The sequence below is a fragment of the Cerasicoccus frondis genome, assembly GCA_031296915.1.
Lineage (GTDB): Bacteria > Verrucomicrobiota > Verrucomicrobiia > Opitutales > Cerasicoccaceae > Cerasicoccus > Cerasicoccus frondis.
Genome location: JAVDPC010000007.1, coordinates 1 through 17,432, shown reverse-complemented (window position 1 = coordinate 17,432; position 17,432 = coordinate 1). Strand labels below are relative to the sequence as shown.

The 17,432-nt window shown below is 59.6% G+C and carries 16 protein-coding genes; 13 read left to right on the top strand and 3 right to left on the bottom strand.

The genetic code is table 11. The annotated features are described in order from the left end of the window. Nucleotides 1–37: 37 nt before the first annotated feature. The gene (locus RBB63_RS07425) at nucleotides 38–1,027 is read right to left on the bottom strand and encodes an IPT/TIG domain-containing protein (RefSeq protein WP_309382673.1); all 990 of its coding nucleotides are present in this window, start codon (nucleotides 1,025–1,027) and stop codon (nucleotides 38–40) included. A 74-nt stretch (nucleotides 1,028–1,101) separates the two neighbouring features. On the opposite strand from RBB63_RS07425, the gene hemW reads away from it, so the two are divergent. Genes hemW through RBB63_RS07400 form a run of 5 tightly spaced genes read left to right on the top strand, consistent with a single transcriptional unit; the run spans nucleotide 1,102 to nucleotide 5,739 of the window. Continuing rightward, entirely contained in the window at nucleotides 1,102–2,304 is a 1,203-nt protein-coding gene (gene hemW, locus RBB63_RS07420; protein WP_309382671.1) for a radical SAM family heme chaperone HemW, read from the top strand. A gap of 36 nt (nucleotides 2,305–2,340) precedes the next feature. Continuing rightward, nucleotides 2,341–4,014, top strand: a complete 1,674-nt coding sequence (locus tag RBB63_RS07415) for a tetratricopeptide repeat protein (RefSeq protein WP_309382669.1) — start codon at nucleotides 2,341–2,343, stop codon at nucleotides 4,012–4,014. A gap of 16 nt (nucleotides 4,015–4,030) precedes the next feature. Further along, nucleotides 4,031–4,732, top strand: coding sequence for a hypothetical protein (locus RBB63_RS07410; RefSeq protein ID WP_309382667.1), 702 nt, complete (start codon nucleotides 4,031–4,033; stop codon nucleotides 4,730–4,732). Continuing rightward, nucleotides 4,729–5,202, top strand: coding sequence for a VOC family protein (locus tag RBB63_RS07405; RefSeq protein WP_309382666.1), 474 nt, complete (start codon nucleotides 4,729–4,731; stop codon nucleotides 5,200–5,202). The genes RBB63_RS07410 and RBB63_RS07405 overlap by 4 nt, the downstream gene beginning before the upstream one ends. 60 nt (nucleotides 5,203–5,262) lie before the next feature. Continuing rightward, nucleotides 5,263–5,739, top strand: coding sequence for a GNAT family N-acetyltransferase (locus RBB63_RS07400; protein WP_309382664.1), 477 nt, complete (start codon nucleotides 5,263–5,265; stop codon nucleotides 5,737–5,739). A gap of 46 nt (nucleotides 5,740–5,785) precedes the next feature. Here the strand turns inward: RBB63_RS07400 and RBB63_RS07395 are convergent, their stop codons facing one another. Continuing rightward, on the bottom strand, nucleotides 5,786–5,998 hold the full coding sequence (locus RBB63_RS07395) for a hypothetical protein (RefSeq protein WP_309382662.1): 213 nt from the start codon (nucleotides 5,996–5,998) through the stop codon (nucleotides 5,786–5,788). A gap of 221 nt (nucleotides 5,999–6,219) precedes the next feature. Between RBB63_RS07395 and RBB63_RS07390 the strand changes: the two genes are divergently transcribed. The 3 genes from RBB63_RS07390 (at nucleotide 6,220) to RBB63_RS07380 (ending at nucleotide 9,956) form a co-directional block, all read left to right on the top strand. Beyond that, entirely contained in the window at nucleotides 6,220–8,619 is a 2,400-nt protein-coding gene (locus tag RBB63_RS07390; RefSeq protein ID WP_309382660.1) for an AMP-binding protein, read from the top strand. A gap of 155 nt (nucleotides 8,620–8,774) precedes the next feature. Further along, nucleotides 8,775–9,470 (top strand): alpha/beta hydrolase, encoded by a 696-nt coding sequence (locus RBB63_RS07385; RefSeq protein WP_309382658.1) that lies wholly within the window; start codon nucleotides 8,775–8,777, stop codon nucleotides 9,468–9,470. A gap of 3 nt (nucleotides 9,471–9,473) precedes the next feature. After that, nucleotides 9,474–9,956, top strand: a complete 483-nt coding sequence (locus tag RBB63_RS07380) for a hypothetical protein (RefSeq protein ID WP_309382656.1) — start codon at nucleotides 9,474–9,476, stop codon at nucleotides 9,954–9,956. A gap of 29 nt (nucleotides 9,957–9,985) precedes the next feature. On the opposite strand, the gene RBB63_RS07375 is transcribed toward RBB63_RS07380, so the two are convergent. Beyond that, a complete protein-coding gene (locus RBB63_RS07375) occupies nucleotides 9,986–11,029 on the bottom strand; it encodes a LacI family DNA-binding transcriptional regulator (protein WP_309382654.1) in 1,044 nt (347 codons plus the stop codon). Nucleotides 11,030–11,129: 100 nt separating this feature from the next. Here RBB63_RS07375 and RBB63_RS07370 point away from each other — a divergent pair, with 100 nt between their 5' ends. Genes RBB63_RS07370 through RBB63_RS07350 form a run of 5 tightly spaced genes read left to right on the top strand, consistent with a single transcriptional unit; the run spans nucleotide 11,130 to nucleotide 17,351 of the window. Then, nucleotides 11,130–11,786, top strand: coding sequence for a type II secretion system protein (locus tag RBB63_RS07370; RefSeq protein ID WP_309382651.1), 657 nt, complete (start codon nucleotides 11,130–11,132; stop codon nucleotides 11,784–11,786). Between the two features lie 26 nt (nucleotides 11,787–11,812). Continuing rightward, nucleotides 11,813–12,667 (top strand): PEP-CTERM sorting domain-containing protein, encoded by an 855-nt coding sequence (locus tag RBB63_RS07365; protein ID WP_309382649.1) that lies wholly within the window; start codon nucleotides 11,813–11,815, stop codon nucleotides 12,665–12,667. Between the two features lie 25 nt (nucleotides 12,668–12,692). Then, nucleotides 12,693–14,729 (top strand): heparinase II/III domain-containing protein, encoded by a 2,037-nt coding sequence (locus tag RBB63_RS07360; RefSeq protein WP_309382646.1) that lies wholly within the window; start codon nucleotides 12,693–12,695, stop codon nucleotides 14,727–14,729. Between the two features lie 12 nt (nucleotides 14,730–14,741). Further along, nucleotides 14,742–16,532, top strand: a complete 1,791-nt coding sequence (locus tag RBB63_RS07355) for a sodium:solute symporter family transporter (protein ID WP_309382643.1) — start codon at nucleotides 14,742–14,744, stop codon at nucleotides 16,530–16,532. Nucleotides 16,533–16,538: 6 nt separating this feature from the next. After that, entirely contained in the window at nucleotides 16,539–17,351 is an 813-nt protein-coding gene (locus RBB63_RS07350) for a polysaccharide lyase family 20 protein (RefSeq protein ID WP_309382641.1), read from the top strand. Nucleotides 17,352–17,432 lie beyond the last annotated feature (81 nt).

Below are 17,432 nucleotides of genomic sequence, written 5' to 3'. Positions count from 1 at the left end.
TTGGCTGGCAAAAACACCAGCCGAGACAAATGCTGGTTTACTCGAAGATGAAAATGTCGGTCTCTTCTTCGACCACGACTTCTTCAACTGGCTGTTGTTGGCCAATGGAGCTGCCAGTTGGCGGCATCTTCCAATCCGTAGCGGAGCCAGAAGCCATGCCGACCGTGACCGGCACTTGCAGTTCGTTGTAGCCAGGGGCCGAAACATAAAGCAGGCCCGTGCCTCTTTTGCCGCCTTCGATTGGAATGCTCACCGAGCGGGCGCCGGGGGGAATCGCCACTTCGGGCATGATCACGCTGTCCGGAATGTTCGTCATGACGCTGATTGGCAAACCGATGTTCGAGGTCGGGTATTCGACGCCAAAGGCCACCGAAGTGCGCTCGCCAGGGCGGATATTGATTATCGCCGGCACCACGGTAAGCTTCGACGCATCGACGTGGAACTTACCGAGTTTCGTCACGCCGTTGCCGCTCACGAGCTCAGCGCGGTAAGCTTGGTTGGGCTTGAGCGCGGGCACGATGAAAGTCAACGAAGTCGGCGACTGGTATGTCGTGTCCGCTTCAAAGCCGCCGATCACGATTTTATCGAAGTCGGTGAAGCCGCGGCCAACAACCGGGATTTCCGCGCCAACGGGGCCGCGCACGGATTCAATGGCGGTCACGTAGCGATCCGTAATCTGGAGGTCAAAGATCTTGGACTTCAGGTAGTGCTCGTTGTCGCGCTCGTAATCGAGGTAGTAATAATACTTGGCGTCCGTGCGACCTTCGGGGATGGCGTAGTCGTATTCAAAAATGTTTTTGCCAATGTCGCTCAAGTTCATCGGGCGCTCAACGCCATCGATCACGACCTTGGGCACATAAGTACTACTGGAGATCGAGCCGTCGTCGTTGGTCACGGTCATGCTCAGCGTGTAAATGCCCGAAGCGTTCTGCGGCACGCGCGCGCTGGTGAGGTTATTGATCGAGGGGCCGCACCCCGTAAGCAAGGCAGCGGTCGCAGCGAGAATCAGGTAAAGTTTTGCTTTCATTTAACGAATACCTAAGACAAACAACGTACGTGCAATGTTCGCAAGCAAAACCCGTAAATAGTCAATCCGACGCAGTGATTCTCCCCGGACTGTATTTGCACGTGCCCTTCTGCGCCACCACCTGCGATTTTTGCGCTTTTTACCAGGAAGCCCCCCGCCGCGCCGACCTCCTGCGCTACCTGGACGGCATCGAGCGCGAGCTCGACCAATGGCGCGCCGAGTGGGACGCCCGCGCGGACTCCCAAGCCAATGGCCATTTTTTACCAGCCCTTGACGCCGATGCGGGGCTGACGGTGTTTTTCGGCGGCGGCACGCCGGGCCTACTCGCCGCGCCAGACCTCGCCCGCCTTTGCCAAGCCGTTCGTGACCGCGCTCCCGGACCCATTGCCGAATGGACCGTCGAAATGGCGCCCTCGACCGTTAAAGCCGATAAAATCGCCGCGATGCGCGAGGCTGGCGTGAACCGCATCTCCATGGGCGTGCAGAGTTTCGACGAGGCGCTGCTGGAAAAGCTGGGCCGACGTCACAGCCCCAAGCAAGTCCTCCAAGCCTACGAAACGCTCCGCCAGGGCGGCTGCGATAATGTCAACCTCGACCTGATTTTCGCGGTGCCCGGCCAAAGCCTCGACCAATGGCGCGACGACCTGAACCGCGCCATCGACCTGAACCCGGAACACATTTCGACCTATTGCCTGACTTTTGAGGAGGACACCAAGCTCTGGGTCAAGCTGTCCAAGGGCGAGTTCAAGCGGGACATTGTACAGGAGGCCGAGCTGTATCAGTTTACCTGGGAAGCGCTGGGCGCGGCGGGTTACCCGCAGTATGAGGTGTCCAACTTCGCCAAACCCGGCCGCGAATGCGCGCACAACCTCTCCACCTGGCGCATGGGGCAATGGCGCGGCGTCGGCCCTTCCGCCGCCAGCCAATGGGACGGAAACCGCTGGAGCAACCCGAGCGATCTCAACGCCTGGCTCGGCGGGCTGGAAAACCATTCACCCGAAGCTTTGCCAAGCACCGCCGTCGACGTCGTCTCCCTCAATCCGGAACTCGTCGCGGCGGACGCCTTAATCTTCGGGCTCCGGCTCAACGAGGGCGTCAACCTCGCCGCGCTGCGCCAACGCTTTCCAAGTGCAGACTGGGGAAATTACGAGGCGCTTTGGCGTGAACTTTTGAGCGAAGGCGTGGTCGAACAGATCGGCGGGCAGTTGCGCTTGACCGACGCCGGACGCCTGTTGGCCGACGCCGTAGGCGGGCGCATTTTGGAGGCAGAGGTTTAAGTTGGCTTCCGGCTGAGCCGTTGATAAAACGTAGTTATGTCTCTCACTCCCAAGGCTAAGCGGATTTTGATTATCAGCGGCGTCCTCCTGGCGCTGCTGATCGTCGCGACGCCGTTTACCTGGCGATTCGTGAAGCAAAAGCGCGCGGAAAACCTGGCCGAGGACGCCAAAGTCCTGCTGGAGGAAGAGCGCTACGGCGCCGCCTGGGAAGCCGCCAAGGCGGCCTATGCCCTCGACCCGGACAATACGGAAGTCGCGCGGACTCTGGCTGGCATTCTCAATGACGCAGACCCCCAGGGCGCGCCCGCCCTCTGGCAGAAAGTTTACGAACAAACCAAGGAAGAAGCCGACCTGCTCGCTTGGTTCGACAGCACGACCCGACTGCAAGACGAAGCCGCAATCAAGGCCCTCGCCCAACGTCTGGCGCAGGATTTTCCGAACTCCGCCGAGGCGCTCTACCGCCGGGCGCGCGTCGAACTGGTCAACAATCGACCGGCAAAAGCCGTCGAGCTGGCTCGCCAAGCCGCCGCAGCGCCGGATTCTCCGATCGAAATCCAGTTTGCCTACATCAACCTGAGCCTGCAAAGCGACAACGAGGCGACGCGCCAGGCCGGTCTGCAGTGGCTTCAGGACATGGCTAAGCGCAAGGACGAGATCGGCCTCGAAGCCGCTCGGGCAATGCTCACTGCGCCGGATATGACTCACGAGCAATTACTCGTCGCCGCCGAAAATCTGGCCCGTCACCCCCTCGCCGGACGCGAAGACCAGTTGACCGAAATCGTCGTGCGCCGCCGACTGGGCACACATACCATGGACGAATTGCTCGACGAAGTGCAGGAGATGTTTAACCTCGAAGACCCGTCCGAGCTCGTGGAAATCGGGCGCTGGCTCAACCAGCAGGGCCGCCCGGAAGACTTCCTGAAGCTGGTGAATTTCGACATGGCCATTTCGCGACGGGATCTCTTCCTCGTCTGGGTCGACTCCATGGCCTACACCAAGCAATGGGACGAACTGGCCCGCATCGTTGAGCGCCCGCGCCTGCCCCTGGACCCGTTTACCATCGTTCTCTTTCGCTCACGGATTCAAGAGGAGCTGGGCAACGACCGCATCAGCAATCTGATCTGGGGCCAAGCGCTCGTCACCGCCAAAGAAGACATTGGCAAGCTGGAGTTTGCCTACACCTACGCCACCAAAATGGGCTGGCCGGAGCGCGCCCGCGAAGTGCTCGAAAAGCTCGCCCTGATCCCCGCCACCCAGCGCAAGGCGTTCGAAGAAATGATCAAGCTCGACCAGGACTCCGGCGACATCCACGCCCTGCATCACGCGCTCGAACGCATGGCCGAAAAGTATCCCAACGACAGCGACGTCGCCAATGACATCGCTTACCTGAACCTCTTGCTGGGCGGCGACATCCAGGAATCGGTCACCACCGCCAATCGCCTGCTGCAGGAGTCCGAGCGCCCCTACCTCGCGAACATCATCACCCTCTCGCTGGGCCTCTACCTGGCCGGCAATGAACAACTCGCCCTTGAGCAACTCTACACGTTGCCCATCGACTGGAGCGAGGCCCGCCCGCGCCACCGCGCCATCTACGCCACCATCCTCGCCGCCAACGGTCATCAAAACGAGTCCCAAAGCGTCATGGAAGGCGTCAACCCCGACGACCTCCTCCCCGAAGAGCGCGAGCTCCTCCGCGAAGCGCGATTGTAGACTCACGCAAACCGCCATGCATCTCCCACGCTACATCAGCCACTATTTCGAACGTGAAAAAGGGCCGCTGCTCAGCATCTGCGATTTGGACGAAGCCGAAACGCAGCAAATCATCGAACAAGAGCGCGACGCGCCAACTGGGTTTAATCGCTTCGCCGAGGGTAAGGCGTTCTTTGACTACCGCCGACTCGCCGACGATTTGACCATCGATCTCTACGCGAAACGCTTTCAACGAGACGCGCCCAGGCGGCCATTCTACGCCGTGCTGGGCGACGCGGATGTGGTTGGCGGTTTGTATCGCGACCCGTATAAGATTCAGATCCCCATCGAGTTCTTTGCCGAGGGCGAGTTGACCTTTATGTGCCCGGACCACCTGCACCTCGTGACGCTGAATAAGGTCCCGGCCAAGCAACACTTCGGCTACCAGATTCCCAGCGACTACAGCGAAGCGAAGTATCCCTACTTCGGCAAGCTACTCACCTACGAAGACCTCTGCGTCGGCTACCACTCACTCGGCATCGCCGCACACCTTGAGCAGATGCACCGGCGGCTCAATTGGTATCGCTACCTCGAAGCCCAAATCTGGGTCGAGCCAACCCAGCTCCGCGAACGCTTTAAGGATTGGTTCGAAGTCACCCCCGAGCCCTGGACCTACGGCAACGTCACTTACCTGCAAAACTATAAACTAAGCCAATCCGCTACCCCTGCAAAACAATGAGTAAGCACCGAGGCCTATTACACCACCTGGTTATCAACGTATCCAGCGTTGAGCGCTCATCGCCGTTTTACAGTGCGATGTTTCAATACTTGGGGTATGAGTTGGCGGGCTCCAGTTACGGTGAGGATTACGCCTACGAGGATTGGAAACGCTGGGATTTCGAATCTCCTCATGAGATCAGCATCTGCCAGGTTCGAGCGCCTTTCCGAGAAGTTAAATACCAGCGTGGCGCCCTCGGGCAACATGACCACCTGGCGTTCTGTGCGCTGGATCGCGAGGACGTGGACCGCTTCTACCAGGAAGTCCTGCTTCCGCTTGAGCATGCCGGGCATGCCGCCATCGAAGATGCTCCCTGCGACTGCCCCGAGTATGGCGAAGGGTATTATGCCACCTTTTTTCATGACCCCGACGGCTTGAAGTATGAGTATGTCATCAATCCGAATCATCTGCGAAAAATGAAGTTGCGCTGAGTTGGGCAGCTTTGCAGTGTCCCCAGTCCGCCAAGTCACCCGACAACGCAACATTTTCCGATGATCCGTCCCTACCAGCCTGACGACTGCTACGCCATTGCGGAGATTTTCCCGCGGGCGGTGCATGAGATCGCCTGCGCGGTCTACACGCCGGAGCAGTGCCACGCGTGGACGGAAACGACGCCCAATCCCGAGCACTGGCGGCAGCGCTGCGCACGGAAGCAGCCCTTCGTCTATGAGCGGGATGGGGAGGTCGTCGGCTTTCTTGAACTGGACCCCGATGGCCACATCGATTGCACCTACGTCCACCCGAAGGCCGCCCATAGCGGCGTGGGGACGGCGCTGATCCAGCATGCGGTCGCAACAGCCTTTGCCCGCGGACTCGACCGCTTGCATGTCGAAGCCTCCATTTGCGCGAAACCCGTTTTCGAAAAGCAGGGATTCCGTGTCCTCTACGAAAACAACGTGAACATCCGCGGCGTCGACTTGCTTAACTACAAGATGGAGCTGAAAGCGAGCGATCACTGCATTTCGTGATGGCAATCGTCACGCCGGCGAACTTCTCACCACCGAACGCCTACTTCTAAAGGACGCGTGGACGTCGCCTCAAAGCCAGGCGGTTGTCGCGCTGAATCCAGGCGTAGGTTGCTGGGTTCCAAGTAACACCAGAGCCTGCATTCCAATAGGAGGGGAAGGTAGCGCGGAGCGTCCCCGCTCCGCAAGCTGTGCCAAAATGCGGAGTCAGTTCGTGAATGGCGCCATGGCGCAACCCGCTGTTCGCGAACCGATTGGTCATTTCCCTCAATCCTTGCGGAGCGGGGACGCTCCGCGCTACCTTTTTACGGTTTCTGCATACATTAAATGAATAATGGGTTCATAAAATGCCATGACTATGCTTTTTCGGGCTAAATGCAGACCATACTACTGAAATTCATATTCTGCTAATCAGCAACAATTTAGCAATAAACCAAAGCACGCCAAAACCCAGTTGGCACGCACCACGCATTCATTGGAGACATGGACACCTCCGATTCACACAACTCAGCCTATAGCTTCCTGATCATCTCGCTGGCCGCAGTTTTTGCGCTCTGGTTTGGCTTTCGCTTCGGTTCGACGACGGGCATTGGCATCGCGCTGCTCGCAGTCGCCTTCAGCGCGACGATCTATGGCGTATACCGCCTCCGCCAGCATCGTAAAGCGCTGGGGCTGACCTTTGCCCAGGGTCTCGGCTACTGGCCAATGTGCCTCCTCGTCAAGCTACGCTACCGCGTCGAAGTGAAGGGCCTTGAGCACCTGCCGCGCGAGGGCAAAGTGCTGATCATCTCCAATCACGTGTCGTACATGGACGCCGTCATCATGGGCGTGTGCCTGCCGCGCAAACTGCGCTTCATGAGCCACGATACACTGATGAAAAAGCCGTTCGTGGGCGCCGCCTTGCGCTTGGCTGGCGTCGTGCCCGTCAGCCCGACCAAGGCCAGAAGCGCCATCCGCACCGCCGCTGCGAAGCTCGACGAAGGCGAGGCCGTGGTGATTTTCCCCGAGGGCCATTTAACCCGCGATGGCAATATTGCGCCATTTCAGGACGGTTTCCGCCTGATCGCCCGCAAAGCAAATGCCCCGGTGCTGCCGGTTTACCTTGACGGATTGTGGGGCTCCATTTTCAGTTTCAAGGGTGGCCGCTTCTTCTGGAAGCTGCCGCGCTTAGGACGTCCAACCATCCGGATCGTCCTCGGCCAACCCATATCTACTGACATGTCCGCTGCTGAAGCTCGCCAAATGGTCCTCGATCACGGGGCCGACGCCTTCCAGGAAAATCCCGAACTATCCGGCCACCTGGGCGGGTGGGTCGTCGAACGACTGGGCGAACGCCTGGACGACATCGCCGTGGTCGACCACTCCATGGCGCGCAAGGAAATGAAGGCTGGCGTGCTGTGCGCAGTCGCCCTCAACCTGTCCCAATCGATCCGCGAAAAGTGCCCGGAAAGCCGCGTGGGCATCGTCCTCCCCCCCGGCCTCGGCGGCATCATTGCCAATCTCGCCGTTTCCCTGGCGGGTAAAACGCCGGTCAACCTCAACTTTACCCTCGGCAAGTCTGCGCTGGAGCGCTGCTTCGAAAAGGCCGAACTCCAAACCGTGATCAGCGCTGCGCCGGTTCGCGCGCAGATCGATGGCCGCATGCCTGGCTTCCCCTGGCCCGAGCACACGCTCGACGTCAAAGAAATGCTCGAAGCCATCCCGAAGTGGAAAATCATCAAGACGCTCCTCGGGCTGAAGCTGATGGGGGCCAAGTCCGCCCTCCGCCGCTTCGAGGTTCCCGAGCGCGGTGATAATGCCGAAGCCGCCTTGCTCTTCACCAGTGGCAGCGACGGTGACCCGAAGGGCGTCGTGCTCACGCACCGCAACATCATTGGCAACGCCCTGCAAGTCGGCGAATGCGGCGTCCTCCCCCGTGGTGAAACGCTGATGGCGAACCTGCCCATTTTCCATAGTTTCGGCTTTACGGTGCAGATCTGGACGGCGCTCGGCGTCGCGGTAAAAGTCGTCACCACCCCCTCCCCCCTCGATTTCAAAAAAGCGGCCGACGTCATCGAGCAGGAACAGTGCAGCATTCTCCTGGGCACGCCGACCTTCTTCCGTCCGTATTTAAAGCGCGTCGAGCCCGAGAAACTCAAGTCGCTCAAGATCGTAGTCGCCGGCGCCGAAAAGACGCCTGCGGGATTCCACGACGCCTGGGAAGCGCGTTTTCCGGGCTCGCATTACCTGGAAGGCTACGGCCTCACCGAGACGACGCCCGTCGCATCCGTGAATGTGCCCAACCTCCCGGCTCAGGATGGCGAGCCTGGACTTGAACGCACCCGCCGCGGCTCCGTGGGCAGGCTCTTCACCGGTATGGCAGCGCGCATTGAGTGCCCGGACAGCGGCAAGACGCTGCCCATCGACCAAGTCGGCATTCTCTGCCTGCGCGGCGTGAACATTTTCGACGGCTACCTCGGCGACCCCGAGCGCACCAAAGAAGTCATCGACGACGAAGGCTGGTTCCGCACCGGCGATCTGGCCCGCTGCGACGCCGATGGTTTTCTCTACATCGAAGGCCGTCTGAGTCGTTTCTCTAAAATCGGCGGTGAAATGGTCCCTCACGGCACCGTGGAAACGACGCTCGCCAAGGCGTTCGACGTCGCTGAAAGCGAGACGCCACAAATGGCCGTCTCCGCCCGTCAGGACGATTCCAAGGGCGAAGCGCTGGTGCTCTTCACCACATTCGACATCGCGGAATCCACCTTGCGCGACAAAGCCAAGGACGCCGGGTTGGCGAATCTCTGGACGCCCAAGATCGTCCGCAAAGTCGACGCCATCCCCGTGCTCCCCACCGGCAAGCTCGATCTCAAGGGACTCAAGAAACTGGCTGAACAGGCTTAGCGCGAAAAGCAGCGTTGGCAGCGTAGAAAGTAAAAGCGGCTTCCAGCCGCTTTACTGAATCCAACTGGAACTAAAGCGGCTGGAAGCCGCTTCTACGTAACGCAAGCTTCGCATGCCCAGCCAGAAGGTATATAACCCGTTAATTAATTTTTCCCATGTGGTCTGTTTCTAAAACTAAGGTGCACGAGTATGGTCGGCGCGATGGCGCGGCGACCGTCATTTTGCTCGACGGCATTGGCCCGAAGTTTCGCCACCTCGACCGGATGATCAACACCCTTGCTGAGCCCGGGCGCCGCGTGTTGCTGATCGACTACCCGAGCACCCGCAACACCATCGAAAGTCTCGTGCAATCCGAACTCGCGCCTGCCATTGCCAGCGCCGAAATCGATGCGAACCAACCTCTGTATTTCGTCACGTTTTCCATGGGCGGCATCATGGCGCGCCAGTATTTAAGAGGCCACCAGCCCGAGAATTTGCATCGCGTAGTGCACATCGCCCCGCCCAACCACGGCAGTGAAGTGGCCGATTGGCTAAGCAAGTTGTGGATCTACCGCTCGCGTTTTGGCAAGGCCGGTCAACAGCTCGTGACGGACGAGGATTCCCTGCCGAACCAGATTGGCCCGGCGAACTACGAGGCGGGCGTCATCGCCGGTTGTAAATCGCTGGACCCGTGGTTCGCGTGGATGTTCAATGGACCGCACGACGGCAAAGTCTCCGTGGAAAGCGCCCGGCTCGACGGCATGCGTGACTTTGCCATCGTCCCCTCCAGCCACTACCTTATCATGAACCATCCCAGGACCCTCGAGCTGACTCGACGTTTTCTCGCGGAGGGGCATTTCGGCAACAGTTAACCCATGCAACTGAAGATTCGCAGATACACGGGATTGAACAGCTACTCCTTTGGTGAAATCTCAATCGGCGATCAGCGCTATGAGATCGCCTACGCTCATTTCTGGCAAAAGGCGGCATGGCGCATTTACCAGCTCGACCCGAAGCAAGAGCGCTACGTGTTTACGCACCCACTCAAAACGTCTGCTACCATCATCACTAATGCTGAAAATGTCGGACTCGGTCGGGTAACCACCAGCGATTACAACCTCGTGGAATTCGAACTCTTCGACCAAAATCATTCGCTCAAAGTCGAAAGTCAGGCCGAGTTGCTCATCGCCAGCAACGAGCGTTGGAGCATGCATCAGGATGGCGAGCAAATTGGATCGATGACCTATAAAGAGCCCTTTGCACGACTGGATGCTGAGGCCGAGCTCGCGAACCCGGAAGTGCTCATCCTCAGCAGCGCGATACTCTGGATGAACCGAGAGCGGCATCTGAGAGAATGAAAATTATAGTGTTGGCGTAGTATCACACCCTAACCCAAATCTTCCGGCTTCATCGTCTCGCCGTCGACCCATTTGCATTTAATGATGGTTTGGCTCGGGTCATCGGGGATGCCGGACTCGTTGTGAAGAATCAAGCCCGCGAGCAAGTCCACCGATTTCCGGCCAACGACTTCCGAGCACTGGTCCACCCCAGCCAGCGCAACGTCCTGCCTGGAAATCGGCAAGGCTAGGTGCGCAATCGAGATATCCTCCGGAATGCGGTAATTTTCCTCGCGCAGCCAGTCCCAGACCAAGGAGTTTAGGGTCAGGATGACCTCGGGCTGGTGGCGCTTCACCCAGGCAAGGAATTCGTCGCGGTGAAACTCTTCCGTAAAACTGTCACAGATGAGCGGGGGAATGCGCTTGCGCAGGCCGAAGCGGTAAGCCTCAACCAAATAACCCGCCATGAAACGGTAGTCCGTGCGGTAGTTGCCGGGCCGCTGAAAGTAAAAGCCAATGCGGCGGAACCCACGCTCCACCAAGCGCGTCATCGCGAGGCGCGCAGCCTCAGTCTGCCCACTGCATGCGGTGTTGAATTGCGGGCTGCTGACACTGTGGCCGATCGCGATCACGCTCAAGCCGCTCCAATCCGCCTCGATCACGGCGCCATGCTCGGCCACCGGCGGCAAAAGCGCCCCCTTGATCCCGCGATTGCGCAGGATGTCGCAAATGCGGGCCCAAGTCATGTCGGCCCCATCAACCCAGAACTCCTCCAAGTGATAGCCCAGCTTGCGCGCCTGCGCCTCAGCCCCCTTGCGGTAGTCGCTGTAATTCGGGTTCTGATACATACGTGCGCGATTCGGCCAGGCATTGATCCAACCCAGCGTGGTCACCCCTTGCGCATCGGAGCGCTTGTGGCGGTATTTGTTGAGCGCGAGCAGGGATGGATCCGGCTGGTAGCCCATCTCTTCCGCAAGCGCAGCGATCCGCTCCCGCGTAGCTGGCGATATGCGGGGGTGATTGCGTAGTGCGAGCGACACCGTTGTCGCCGAGACGCCGGCCGCCGCCGCGATGTCTCTAATGGTCGTCCTCACGGCAGTTTTGTTGTAAACCTACGACACAATTGCCGACAAGCGAAATCAATGGTTAACGTTTCCTCATATCCAGAAAACACCCCTCAACGTTACCCTGTTTATGAGAGCCCCCAACCGAAATCGTGGATTTACACTCACTGAGTTACTGGTGTCGATCAGCATCATTGTGCTGCTGGCTGGCATCCTGATCCCGGCGGTCAGCATCACCCGTCGCAAATCACAACAGGCCACCGCGCTCAACAACGTGCGCCAGATCGGCATGGCCATTCAAATGCACACGCAGGATCACAACAGCGTCCTCCCCGGGCCCATGAACACCGGCCAAGGCCCGGAATACCGCAGCACGGATGAGAAATCCCTCGGCTTTCACCTGTGGAGCTACCTGAACGCCCCCGCCCCCACCACCCAAACGCAGCGCATCGAAGTTCTCTCCAATCCCGCCAATGAAAGCTATCGCCAAGGCGAAAATAGCCCCGTCTACGTGCTCAATGGCCGGGTGCGCGTGCGCGACCGCAACTTGAATCCATGGGGCTACGTGCGCTCGTCGGGCGAAGTCGTCAACGCCTCCCAAAATGTCAACGCGCTGCTCAACGACAACAACCTTACCCAGCTCTGGGCGCTGCAGGATGTGGATCAGCAGCTAACGGAATTCAATGGCGCCGGTTGGTATGGCGCCTTGCCGGAAGAGCCGGTCCACCTGGACGGACGCGTCACGCTGTTTTTCGACGGCCATGTGGACGTCGTGCCCGTCGATTAAATTTTTACCTCAACAACGACAAAACCATGAAACAAACACTCCCGCTTGCCATCATCTTCGCGTTGCCGGTTCTCTGCAGCGCCGCCGAAATCGACCAAACCCAAGCCGCGACCAGCAGCAATAACTGGAACGACGCCGTTCTCTGGAACGGCTCCGCCCCGACTACCGGCAACACCTACGACACCGCCGGCCTCCCGCTCGTCGTCTACGGCAATACCGACGCCACGCCATTCAACTTTGCCGGCGACAGCCTGACCATATCCACAGGCTCCGACCTGCAAAGCCGCGGCAGCGGATCACTCCGCCACTGGGGCGGAACCATCATCCTCGCTGGCGGCAACCTGACCACCGGCCTCAACGACGACACGACCATTCAGGTCAGCGGCAGCTTGAACATCGCCGAAGATTCCACGGTCCGCTTCGCTTCCAGCAACGACAACGTCATCTTCCAATTCGACGCCATCCTCTCCGGCAGCAACCGCCTGACGGTCTCCAGCGGCGGCGCGGGCAATGGAATATTGGTCAACAACGCCAGCAGCACTTTCGACGGCGCGTTCCGCATCATCGGGGCCAACAGCCTGAGCTTTGGTTATGACTACACCGCGGCGGACTCCACCATTTCACTCGGCTCCACGGGCGTGCTCAATCTCTCCCAGGCCATCAGCGTCGGCGCGTTTGAACGCGATGGACTCGACCTTTCCGGCCTGCCAACAAACACCCCGCTCAGCTACACCGACTTGGTCAACTTCAATGGCTCGCTCGCAGGCAACCTCATCGATGGCGGCGGCACGCTAAGCCTGATTCCTGAGCCGTCCACTTATTCCCTGGCCTTCGGCCTCGGCGCCCTCGCTCTCGGCTGCGTGCTGCGCCGCCGCCGTTGATGCCCCTTAACCGGAATTTCCACTGATGCGTCTAGCGCCCTCTCTGGGGTGCTGGTCGGCTGCGCTGTTACTCGGCGCCAGCCTGACTGGCAACCCCGTCTCCACCGCAATGACTCCTCCAGAACCCAACACCAGCGTAACCCAGCTCACCGCCTACGAGGCATTGCCGGCACTGTCCGTCGATGAGGCGGCGACCTTGGCCCGGCGCAATGGATTCTCTTCGGAGCGGTTTCAGTTCTACTACGAGCTGGCGTCCGACGCGCCGTTCGCGGTGGGGCAGCCGATCGAGGATCGCGCATTCTGGAAATGCGTGCTGCGGACCGAGTCCGCGCTCAAAGCGCTGCAAATTGCGGATTCCCAGGCTGACGCCGAAGACATCGGTTTTGACGAAGATTTATACCTGGAATTTTCCCGTAGCGGCGACCGGGCCAGCTATGAACTTTTCCTCGTGCGCAAGTCCCAGATGCTGCTGGCGCTGACCATCGCTGAGTGCATTCACAACGACCAGAACGATCTCGAACTGCTCGAAGGCGAGATCGACGAATGGCTCGTCATGCCGACCTGGGTCGCCCCGGCGCATGACAAGGATTTGCGGTGCTTCGAAGGCAAGCGGGCACTCATCGACTTGGCGTCCTCTGTCGTTGGCGCCAATCTGGCGATCATCGCGGTCTGGCTGGAAAACACCCTCCCCCCAGAGCTCGTGGACGAGATGCGCGCCACCGTTTACCAGCGCACAGTGGAGCCGTATTTGGCGGATCTCCGGCGCGGCAAGTGGTCCAACGCCTGGTGGGCCAACGCAGACCATAATTGGAATGCGGTTTGCCATGCAGGCGTGATCGGCGCGGCGTTGGCGCTTCCCGGTCATCGGGCGGAAAAGGCGCTTCTGCTGACCGCCGCTGAGCACGCGATGCGCACCCATTACCTGCCCGGTTTTGCGTCCGACGGCTTTTGCCGCGAAGGCCTGGGCTACTGGAATTACGGCTTCGGCCAATATTTAGCGATGTCCCTACTGCTACGGGATTATACGGATGGCAATGCCAACTGGGGGGTAATTCCAGAGGTGGCGGGCATCGCGCAATTTCCCGCCAAGTACGAACTCCACCACGGCCTTTACCCGACGTTCTCCGACTGCTTTCCGCCCAACAACAAACTGCAATACAGCAATGCGCGCATGGCGCACGACCTCCTGCCAACCATCATTCCCGAGCCCTCCCCCAACTTCGAATCCTGGGAGGAAGCCGATGCTTACCACGGCCTTGGCTATCGCTTGAGCGTGCTGGCGCGGAACCTCAGTTATCGCTGCAACGAGGACTCACCCGACGCCACGAACGCCACGACAGGCACCCCGCAGTTATCCCAATTCGAGGAAGCGCAAGTCTATGTCGCGCGCGATTTGGAGTCGCAGGCGACGCCGTTCAGCATCGCCATCAGCGCGGGTCACAACGGGGCAAATCATAATCACAATGACGTCGGTTCCTGGGTCTGCGCAGTGGGGGAAACGATGCTTCTGGTCGACCCCGGCATGGATGTTTATTCGGCGGCGTCCTTTGACCACCGACGCTATGACAGCCCAATCAATAACTCTTATGGGCACCCTGTGCCAGTCATCGACGGGCAACTGCAGCGCAGTGGCGAAGACGCGCGGGCAACCGTCGTCAGCCTCGTCGAGGACGCGGGCGTCTTTGCTCTGACCATCGATTACCGCGCGGCCTACCAACTGCCGCAGCTGACCCAACTGGAGCGCGCTTTCCAACTCAACCGCGCCCAGCCGGAGCGCTTGGTCATCACCGATTCTTTTCAGGCGAATCGGCCCGTCACCTTTGAAACTGCAGTGCTCACCTTCAGCGAATACCGCATCCACAAGGGCGAGCTATGGGTGTGGTCGGGCGTGGATATTGTCCGGGTAAACGCCAGCAGTGACGCCGGCGAAATCACCGTCCACAGTGAACACATTGACGCTGGGCGACAGCAGCCAGACCGCATCGCGTTCCGCCTGGAGCAACCCACCCAAGCAGGCGCAGTGACGCTGACGGTGACGCCCGAAACTCAACTCCCATTCTAACTTTTCCCAGCGATGCAGGTCGAACTAGCCGTCATCATTGTCTACTTAATTTCGTTGATCGTCATCGGCGTCGTCTTTGAACGTCTGAACTCCAGCACGGATGACTTTTTCCGCAGCGGCTGCCGCGCAACGTGGTGGCTAACCGGCGCCAGCATCTTCATGGGGGGCATCAGCGCGCGGACTTACACGGCCAACGCCGGGGCGGCGTTCGAAGCCGGCCTGGGCGTCTTTACGGTCTACGCGGCGGGCGCATTCGCGCTGCTGTTTCACTGCCTGTTTCTGGCGCGCATCTTTCGGCAAACGCGAGCGGTGACGATCCCCGAAGTCATCCGTGACCGTTTCAATGTCCCCACCCAGCAGATTTACGCCTATCTCGGCGCAGTGAACTTCTTGCTGATCGCGGCCATGTGGCTGTGGGGGCTCGGCATTTTTGCAACATCAGTCTTCGGGCTGAACATCCAATGGGTCGTGATTGGGGCAGGCGTTGTGGTCCTGTTTTATTCGACCCTCGGCGGAAGCTGGGCGGTCATGGCGTCGGACTTTGTGCAAGGGCTCATCATGGTCGGCGTCTCGGTGCTGGTGTCGATTTTTTGCCTGGTTGAGCTGGGTGGCTTCAGTGGCTTGGTGGAGCGGCTCTCGGCGCCGGAAAACCGCGAATGGATCAGCCTCGTCAAGCCAGATGGCGCGTATGCAGGCGGCCAATACACCTGGGCGTGGCACATCGCGATGGCCGTTAATATGCTGTTCGCCTTTTTGTCGCTGGACGCCGCGCCGCGCTACTTCGCGGTGAAAGACGGGCGCGAAGCTTCCCGGGCCGGCCTCCTCGCCTTCCTGCTTTATTCGCTGGGCTTGTTTATCTTTTTCATCCCACCGTGGACCGCGCATTTGCTTTACGCGGATCAAGTAAACGGCTTTGCGGGCATCAAGGCCGCCGAGTCCTCCTACGCGGTGACCTGCATGAACGTGCTGCCCAACGGCCTGATCGGCCTCGTCATTGTCGCCATCTTCTCTGCCACGCTCAGCTCGATGGATGTGGGCGTAAACCGCAACGCCGCCATGATCGTAAAGGACATTCTGCCACCGATTTTTCGCGCGCTGGGCGCCGCCGAGCTTCTGCAACAGCGTGAGCTGCTCATTGCTCGCGGCGTCTCAATCGTGCTTGGGCTCATGTCGATCGGCATCGCGTTGTATTTCACCGGCCAAAACGGCATGGGCATGTTTGAGACCGCCAACCTGATTGGCGCCATGATCACGCTGCCGATGCTCATCCCCATGCTGCTCGGACTGTTCGTGAAAAAGGCGCCGCCGAGCGCGGCCTTGTGGAGCGTGGGCATCGCCCTGTTGCCATCGCTATTCGCATTCAAGGCCAGCCATATCGACGGCGAGCCCTGGACTTTCCAGAAAGTGCTGGGCTGGGTGGTCGTTGCCGGAGTTTGCAGCTTCCTCGCATCCACCGCCTTCTGGCGCCGCGTCAACAGCACCGACCGCGAGCGCGTGAACGCCTTTTTCCAAAAAATCCACACGCCCGTCGATTTCGCCAAAGAAGTCGGCGATGACGGCGCCACTAATTCGGCCGCCACCTTTGTCGGCATGGTTTCCATGGTGATAGGCGCGCTGCTGCTGTTGCTCCTGCTGGCTCAAGACAGCGTGCGCGGCTACGTGGCGGTCGCATCGCTCAGCATCTTTTTGATCGGGGTGGGCGCGCTGCTCTATGGCTTGTCCCGCAAGTCACGCAACGCGACATCCCAGCAAATAACCCCGACCGTTCTTTCCACCCCAATCGAAGAATCCGAAACGAAGTAAAACATCATGCAACTGAAAACAACTACCCTTGGCGTCGCCCTGCTGCTCAGCACAACCCTGGCCCAGGCGACCACCTCCTTTTCCGCCGGTTACGAAGACGGCTCGCTCGACTCTGGTTACACCGACCTCGAGCTGCAAATGGCCGAAAGCTTTTCGCTCCAAAACGTCACCAACGTCCACCGTGAAGGCGAGCACTCGCTCAAGGCCTATCTGCGTTATGGCGACATAACCCACGGCGGCCCACGCGCAGAAACCTACTCTGGTCGCGTGGACGGCACGCTGGCGGACATTGGCGAAACGAAATTTTACGGCTTCAGCGTCTACATTGTCAGCAGTTGGGAGTTTGACGACACCAACGAAGACATCGTCTTCCAATGGTATTCCCTGCGCGACCCGTGCGAAAACCAGCATAAATCGCCCTCGATGTTCCTCGCCATCAAACGCGATGAATGGGTGCTCCGCATCAACGCCGACCCTGACCCCTGCACGATGGACAACGACCCGCCAATCAAGGACCAGGTCACGCTGGGCCCAGTGCAAACTGGCCGTTGGCTGGACTGCGTAGTCAAGGTTCACTGGTCTTACGGCAGCGACGGCTTGGTTGAAGTGTGGACCAAGACCAACACCGACTCCGCCTACACCCACGTCCTCTTGCGCGACGGGCCCAACTGCTACAACGACGAAAACCCGCTCTGCCTGAAATGGGGCATTTACAAGCCCAGTTGGAACAACGGTCCCACCAGCGTAGACAAGCGCTCCGTCTGGCATGACGCCATTCGCGTGGGCGACAGCTTCAGCGAAGTCGAGGTCCAGCCTTAGAGCGCTTTTCATCTAGATTGGCCGAGTCAGGTGGGGTAGAGATTGGATGCAGCGCAAGGCGGCTTTGATTGAGCGGGCTGG

What these genes read in the sequence shown, in the direction of transcription:
- RBB63_RS07425 (WP_309382673.1), bottom strand. Translation starts at nt 1,027, where the DNA reads ATGAAAGCAAAACTTTACCTGATTCTCGCTGCGACCGCTGCCTTGCTT.
- RBB63_RS07415 (WP_309382669.1), top strand. Translation starts at nt 2,341, where the DNA reads ATGTCTCTCACTCCCAAGGCTAAGCGGATTTTGATTATCAGCGGCGTC.
- RBB63_RS07410 (WP_309382667.1), top strand. Translation starts at nt 4,031, where the DNA reads ATGCATCTCCCACGCTACATCAGCCACTATTTCGAACGTGAAAAAGGG.
- RBB63_RS07405 (WP_309382666.1), top strand. Translation starts at nt 4,729, where the DNA reads ATGAGTAAGCACCGAGGCCTATTACACCACCTGGTTATCAACGTATCC.
- RBB63_RS07400 (WP_309382664.1), top strand. Translation starts at nt 5,263, where the DNA reads ATGATCCGTCCCTACCAGCCTGACGACTGCTACGCCATTGCGGAGATT.
- RBB63_RS07395 (WP_309382662.1), bottom strand. Translation starts at nt 5,998, where the DNA reads ATGACCAATCGGTTCGCGAACAGCGGGTTGCGCCATGGCGCCATTCAC.
- RBB63_RS07390 (WP_309382660.1), top strand. Translation starts at nt 6,220, where the DNA reads ATGGACACCTCCGATTCACACAACTCAGCCTATAGCTTCCTGATCATC.
- RBB63_RS07385 (WP_309382658.1), top strand. Translation starts at nt 8,775, where the DNA reads ATGTGGTCTGTTTCTAAAACTAAGGTGCACGAGTATGGTCGGCGCGAT.
- RBB63_RS07380 (WP_309382656.1), top strand. Translation starts at nt 9,474, where the DNA reads ATGCAACTGAAGATTCGCAGATACACGGGATTGAACAGCTACTCCTTT.
- RBB63_RS07370 (WP_309382651.1), top strand. Translation starts at nt 11,130, where the DNA reads ATGAGAGCCCCCAACCGAAATCGTGGATTTACACTCACTGAGTTACTG.
- RBB63_RS07365 (WP_309382649.1), top strand. Translation starts at nt 11,813, where the DNA reads ATGAAACAAACACTCCCGCTTGCCATCATCTTCGCGTTGCCGGTTCTC.
- RBB63_RS07360 (WP_309382646.1), top strand. Translation starts at nt 12,693, where the DNA reads ATGCGTCTAGCGCCCTCTCTGGGGTGCTGGTCGGCTGCGCTGTTACTC.
- RBB63_RS07355 (WP_309382643.1), top strand. Translation starts at nt 14,742, where the DNA reads ATGCAGGTCGAACTAGCCGTCATCATTGTCTACTTAATTTCGTTGATC.
- RBB63_RS07350 (WP_309382641.1), top strand. Translation starts at nt 16,539, where the DNA reads ATGCAACTGAAAACAACTACCCTTGGCGTCGCCCTGCTGCTCAGCACA.